This is a genomic window from Thermococcus sp. LS2, assembly GCF_012027375.1.
Taxonomy (GTDB): Archaea; Methanobacteriota_B; Thermococci; order Thermococcales; family Thermococcaceae; genus Thermococcus_B.
On sequence record NZ_SNUI01000019.1, the window covers coordinates 1 to 5,184 of the forward strand.

The 5,184-nt window shown below is 40.1% G+C and carries 8 protein-coding genes; 7 read left to right on the top strand and 1 reads right to left on the bottom strand.

All coding sequences use genetic code 11. The features are described 5' to 3' along the window. Positions 1-694: 694 nt before the first annotated feature. The 6 genes from E3E24_RS12425 (at position 695) to E3E24_RS12450 (ending at position 3,771) form a co-directional block, all read left to right on the top strand. Positions 695-979 carry a ribbon-helix-helix domain-containing protein gene (locus tag E3E24_RS12425; RefSeq protein WP_167886551.1) on the top strand — a complete coding sequence of 95 codons (285 nt, stop codon included), beginning with the start codon at positions 695-697 and terminating at the stop codon, positions 977-979. Beyond that, positions 945-1,376, top strand: a complete 432-nt coding sequence (locus tag E3E24_RS12430) for a type II toxin-antitoxin system PemK/MazF family toxin (RefSeq protein WP_240912586.1) — start codon at positions 945-947, stop codon at positions 1,374-1,376. Before E3E24_RS12425 ends, E3E24_RS12430 begins: the two co-directional genes overlap by 35 nt. A 149-nt stretch (positions 1,377-1,525) precedes the next feature. Beyond that, positions 1,526-2,248: a type IV toxin-antitoxin system AbiEi family antitoxin gene (locus tag E3E24_RS12435; RefSeq protein ID WP_167916113.1), complete on the top strand. Its 723-nt coding sequence runs from the start codon at positions 1,526-1,528 to the stop codon at positions 2,246-2,248. A gap of 54 nt (positions 2,249-2,302) precedes the next feature. After that, complete coding sequence (locus E3E24_RS13105) at positions 2,303-2,428, top strand: nucleotidyl transferase AbiEii/AbiGii toxin family protein (RefSeq protein ID WP_167916114.1); 126 nt, start codon at positions 2,303-2,305, stop codon at positions 2,426-2,428. 56 nt (positions 2,429-2,484) lie between these two features. After that, positions 2,485-2,649, top strand: a complete 165-nt coding sequence (locus E3E24_RS12445; protein WP_167916115.1) for a hypothetical protein — start codon at positions 2,485-2,487, stop codon at positions 2,647-2,649. A 36-nt stretch (positions 2,650-2,685) separates the two neighbouring features. Beyond that, on the top strand, positions 2,686-3,771 hold the full coding sequence (locus E3E24_RS12450) for an ATP-binding protein (RefSeq protein WP_167916116.1): 1,086 nt from the start codon (positions 2,686-2,688) through the stop codon (positions 3,769-3,771). A gap of 43 nt (positions 3,772-3,814) precedes the next feature. Here E3E24_RS12450 and E3E24_RS12455 read toward each other — a convergent pair whose 3' ends face one another. Next, positions 3,815-4,678 (bottom strand): hypothetical protein, encoded by an 864-nt coding sequence (locus tag E3E24_RS12455; protein ID WP_167916117.1) that lies wholly within the window; start codon positions 4,676-4,678, stop codon positions 3,815-3,817. Here E3E24_RS12455 and E3E24_RS12460 point away from each other — a divergent pair. Then, positions 4,618-5,109: an LLM class flavin-dependent oxidoreductase gene (locus tag E3E24_RS12460; RefSeq protein WP_167916118.1), complete on the top strand. Its 492-nt coding sequence runs from the start codon at positions 4,618-4,620 to the stop codon at positions 5,107-5,109. The genes E3E24_RS12455 and E3E24_RS12460 overlap by 61 nt on opposite strands. Positions 5,110-5,184: the final 75 nt, after the last annotated feature.

The following is a 5,184-nucleotide window of genomic DNA, read 5'->3' on the forward strand; positions in this document are numbered from 1 at the left end:
GTCATGCGAAAACTCATTACAGCACAAAAAATTCAATACGAGTCTACGAGTTCACGAATCTACGAACAATGCACAAGACTGCACACCCTTCGTAAACTCGTAGACTCGTAACCTCGTAATGAATTTTTTCATCTTCTCCAGCCTTGAAGCGCGAAACTCTAAAGAACTCAACCAATGTAGGCTGAAAAGCTCGCGATGTCCTATGCCATACTAATCCTATATTTGGAAAAATTTTCAAGCAACTCTTGTGCTGAATCTTTCCTCAGAGAGGAGCAGGTCACAGAGCACAAGCTCTTCTTCACTAAGGTTTAGTTGTTTTCCTTCCTCAATGACTTTCTGTCCCCTAATGCAAAAAGTGTGTCCTCTTTCATCAGTTTTAGCAAAACATAAACTAAAGCAAAATATGTATATAGAAAACTAAAGCAAAAACACTACCACTCAAAAGATTCAAGAGGTGAATCCCAAAAACATACACCAAAGTTATTAGAATTGTTAACTATAGTGCACAAAAATAAGAATCCGTATGCAAATCGTTCTGCATTATTCTTTGGCTCAACCCTCAAGATCATAATACTCACAAATCCCAGCCATGGCACTAAATCGCTACTTGAAAGCCTCGCCCTTTGGGTAGACAAGTCACGTGTTTTCAAAATCTTTTTAACTTGTCTGACAAATAGAGTCTTGGGTGATACCTATGGCGACAACTGTTAAGATTTCCGCAAGGATCCCTCCAGCTCTTGCGAAGGAAATGGACAAACTAATCGAGGCTGGAATTTACTCTAATAGAAGCGAGATTATCAAGGAGGCTCTCCGGGAGTTCCTGCTAAGAAAAAAATATCTCAAAACTCATGAAGACGAGGAGTTTATCCAGCTCATGTTGAGAGCTGTCGAACCAATTCTCGCCGAGGACTGGAACAGTGAGGCCGATGCACATTGGGACAACTATGGAGGCATTGATTATGAACCAGATAAGACCTAAGCCTCACGGAGACCTTAAACAGTGGGAAATCATCATGGTAGAGTTCCCGTTCATTGATTTAGTTCAGAAGAAGCTCCGACCCGCTCTTATAATCTCTAATGACGCCCTTAATAAGATAAGCAATAGTGTGATAGTTGTTCAAATAACGTCAAACCTCTTCAGCGGGTTCAAGGAGTATAATGTTTTCCTCTCTGATTCAGACGTTATTCGATATAAGGGGACTCTACCAATGTACCAAAGCATAATAAAACCTTATGTCATCTTTACCATTGACAAGCATTTAGTCAGAAAGAGAATCGGCTTACTTAAGCCCGAGAAAATCAAAGAAGTGAAAGAAAGCATAAAACGAATTTTTTCAATAGATCAATCATCCCCTGCGGCTCAAACCAAACAATAAATGATTTGTTGATAAATTATTTTTGGCTCTCCCTTCAGGATGTGAAGAAAGTCAGTCAAGCAACCTAACAGAAACCTTCTTCCATCCAAACATTTATATTCAAAAAGTCTCATGATAAGGTAAGAGTATTTACCTGATGGTGAGAAAATATGAATAAAATGGAAGTCTTAACAAAGCTCTTAGAACTTGGAGAAGCATTTACAATTCAAGAAGCAATTGACCATCTTAAAATTGACAGGAACTTATTGAAGTATTACCTCAAAGCTCTCTCTGAAGCAGGCTTCATAAAAAGGATCGGTAAGGGGGTTTACGCATTAACACCAGATCCCAACGAACCCCCATCAGTTCACGAATTTGTGCTCGCTTCCCTCTTCGTAAAGCCAAGTGCCATAGCCTACTGGAGTGCTCTAAATTATTACGGCTTAACGGAGCAGATCCCCAACATCACCTTTGTACAGACACCAAGAAAGAGAGGTTACGAGAAACTCGTCGAATTTAACAACAGGAAGTTCAAAATAGTGACAGTAAAGCCCAGCAAGTTCTTTGGTTTGAATACAGCAAAGATTGGACGAAGAGAGGTTAACATCACAGACCCGGAGAAGACTATAGTCGACTGCCTGGACAAGCCCAGGTATTGTGGCGGAATAATTGAGGTTGTGAAGGCCTTAAAGAATGCGAGCTTTAACCGGGGAAAGCTTTTGAAGTACGCTCAAAAAATGGAAAACAAGACAATCCTAAAGAGGCTGGGTTATATTAGTGAACGACTGGGTTTAGGGCTGGAGGAAAAAATTCAACTTTCAGATAAAGATAGGAAGAGTTTTTCACTCCTTGACCCAACAATGCCCGCCAGGGGAAAGTTTGACTACAAATGAGGGCTTTTGGTAAACGTTCCTGAAGACTACTGGGAGGAATTGGAATGGTGATTGATGAAATCAAAAGAAAAATCCTACAGTTTGGAGGAGATTTTTGCCGAGAAACTTCGCTCACTCTTTCAGAGAACGAGGCCAAGAGGTCTATATGATGTCTGGTATTTAAGGATATTATTGGGTTAGAGAAAGTTCTCAACATTCTTCCGGAAAAGTTCAGACTTAAGAATGTTCAGTTTGAGTTGGAAATCTTTAAAGAACGCAGGATCTATTATGAGAGAGCTTGGGAGAGAAGCTTAGCTCATCAGATAAATCCCCTCCCAGAATTTGAAAAAATCTGGAATGACGTTTTGATAAACCTAGCGTTGAAGCCAGAACTTGAAGGGATATCTTACAGAAAGTTTTAAAAGTGATGACCCGTCACTAGTGATGGGGTGTTCACTTTGTTCAGCACGAGACCCATAAGAAACGAGAAGGATTTGTTTGGAAAAAGGCACAAAGAAGCGGTAAAGAGGCTTAACAAGACTGTGAGAGAAGGAGACTTTGCTGCAATTCTTGGTCCAAGAAGGGTTGGCAAAACAAGCGTGATAAATGTCTTCCTTAACAAGTATGGCTCAAAGTACAAGTATCTCTACTACGACTTAGCATTCGGAATGGGTCGGGAGGCAATAAGCTACATGGAACTTACACCAGTTATGAGCAACATTTCTGAAGAAGAGCTTGACTATTCTGCAACGCTAAACCTTGGGCTAGTTAAAATGGACATAAAGCCGAGAGGAGTCGTGGAATTCCAAAATGCATTCCTTAATTTACTCCGGTGTCTGAACAAAAAAGGCGAGAGAGTTATCATCATATTCGATGAAGCCCAAGTGCTTCCAAGATTTGCACCTTTAAATATGCTCGGCATGCTTCAGACAATTTCTGACGGATTTGAGAACGTGACAGTAGTGCTCTCTGGCTCGATGCCTGGGTTGCTTGAAAGAATCCTAAATCCAAGTGAGGATAAGCCTTTTTTTGCGAGATATGTTGAGAGGATACACATCTTCCGATGGGAGCTGGAGGAGAGTGTAGAGTATCTTAAGAAAGGACTTGGAAAGAGAAAATACACTGAGGATGAACTAGTTGAGGCCGCAACAGAGCTTTCAAACGTCCCAGGTTTCTTAGCTTATTACGGCAAGCTCAGGGTTAATGGGGAGCCTCATGATAGAGCAATGCTAATGGCGGTGGAATATGCTGTGAAGCTGTGGAAGCTGGATATTAGAAACTTTATCAGGATTTACAAGTCTCCTGCATATGTTATTGCGCTGAAAAAGGTGGCGAAAGGGCCGTCTTTTGGTGTTACCACTGAAGAAATACTAACGGAGATCACTTCACTTACTGGAATTTCAGAGAGGAGGGCAAAGGAAATACTGAAGAACCTTGTTGATGGGGGTCTGTTAACAAAACCAAAGAGGGGGATCTATCAAATTCCCGAGAAACCGCTGAGAATGGCAATTCTCGAATTCCAAGACAGAGAAATTTACTTTTAAGTGAAACTATGTAAGTTGCATCTTTAACTTATTGAATTAGGAACTATAGTTTATTTTCTCTTTTCGTTTTGATTAAAATCCCCACAATTAGTATTCCAGTCAAAGCAAATGCTATAATCAGGGCTATCAGCTTTTTACTGGATGTCTCTCCCAAGAGGAGAGATTCAGCGCTTGTGTTTATAGGAGAAGAAGGAGGAGACATAGATGACAAAGGAATTAACTTCCCAAAAGGTAAGGTCTTGCAAAGTTTTAAAGAATTGGACGGGTAATATGGATGATTTTTATAATACTCAAACAATTGCTCCGATAAATCCTTAAAACTCCCGTTGTATAGCAGAAGTTTATCATTACCGAAAATGATTAGGTCCCTTTTTGATGACACCATTGAAGGCTTTTTAATCCAAAAAGGAAGACGAACAGTCCTGAAGTCTTTAGAGTTAATAAGGTGAGTACCATTTGTAAAGTAAATACTCCCATTCCAAAAAGCATGACCAAAGTACATTCCACCGTTAAAACTCCCGAGATAACTCCCATTAATTGAGAATACCGTGTAATTGCATCTTAGAACAGGTAAAAACACACATCTCCGCTTTAGAACCGTCCCGTTGAAGTAATAGTAATCAGTCTCATCTTCTTCAGGGAACAGAACTCTTAGAGAGCCATTATAAACATACAGCGCCTTAAAAGAGCCTGATGAACCTTTCCCAAGAATCACACCATGAAGATAGTCAATAGGAGTGAGTTTTAATGGGAATTCTCCAATTTTCTTCAAGTTTTTGAAGTCCCACAGATAGAGCTCTGTTTTCTGGTAATCAGTTTTGGCAATTACTACACTTCCATCGGAGAGTGCAAGAACTGAACCGTTTACTGGAACTACATGGAAAGAAGCTCCGTCAAAGAACATCATGCTTCCGTTACCTTTCTGTAGAAAGACTATATAGTGACCTGTTCTATAAAGGAATTTCAGAGGCATCTCGTAATCTCGTCGCTGAAGAGGCGGATGGTTGGCTAATGCGCGGATGCAGTCTTGAAGAAGCGAAAAGGAATATTATCGACATGCAAGAACGCTTGAAAAGGAAAGGAAGAAGTAAAATAGAATTTGCCATCCCTGCTTTGACCATTATCAGGGATACGGATGAAGAAGCTAAGAGGTATTTGGAACGATTAACGGGAGGCAGAAAAAACGTACTCGATCGCACCTTGGATACGGGACTGGTAGGTTCTCCAGAAACAGTAGCCAAAAAGATCAAGCAATTGGAAAATATTGGTATAAATCATGTTCTACTGCAACTGACACCAACCTTATCAGAATTAAAAAATGTAAAAAAAGGTACTTGACATTCTCAGAAATGATTTATCGTGAAATAACTTGGTAATTTTTTTATTTTACACCTTAGGGCAGGGACACAGGAA

What these genes read in the sequence shown, in the direction of transcription:
- E3E24_RS12435 (WP_167916113.1), top strand. Translation starts at nt 1,526, where the DNA reads ATGAATAAAATGGAAGTCTTAACAAAGCTCTTAGAACTTGGAGAAGCA.
- E3E24_RS12430 (WP_240912586.1), top strand. Translation starts at nt 945, where the DNA reads ATGGAGGCATTGATTATGAACCAGATAAGACCTAAGCCTCACGGAGAC.
- E3E24_RS12455 (WP_167916117.1), bottom strand. Translation starts at nt 4,678, where the DNA reads ATGATGTTCTTTGACGGAGCTTCTTTCCATGTAGTTCCAGTAAACGGT.
- E3E24_RS13105 (WP_167916114.1), top strand. Translation starts at nt 2,303, where the DNA reads ATGAAATCAAAAGAAAAATCCTACAGTTTGGAGGAGATTTTTGCCGAG.
- E3E24_RS12425 (WP_167886551.1), top strand. Translation starts at nt 695, where the DNA reads ATGGCGACAACTGTTAAGATTTCCGCAAGGATCCCTCCAGCTCTTGCG.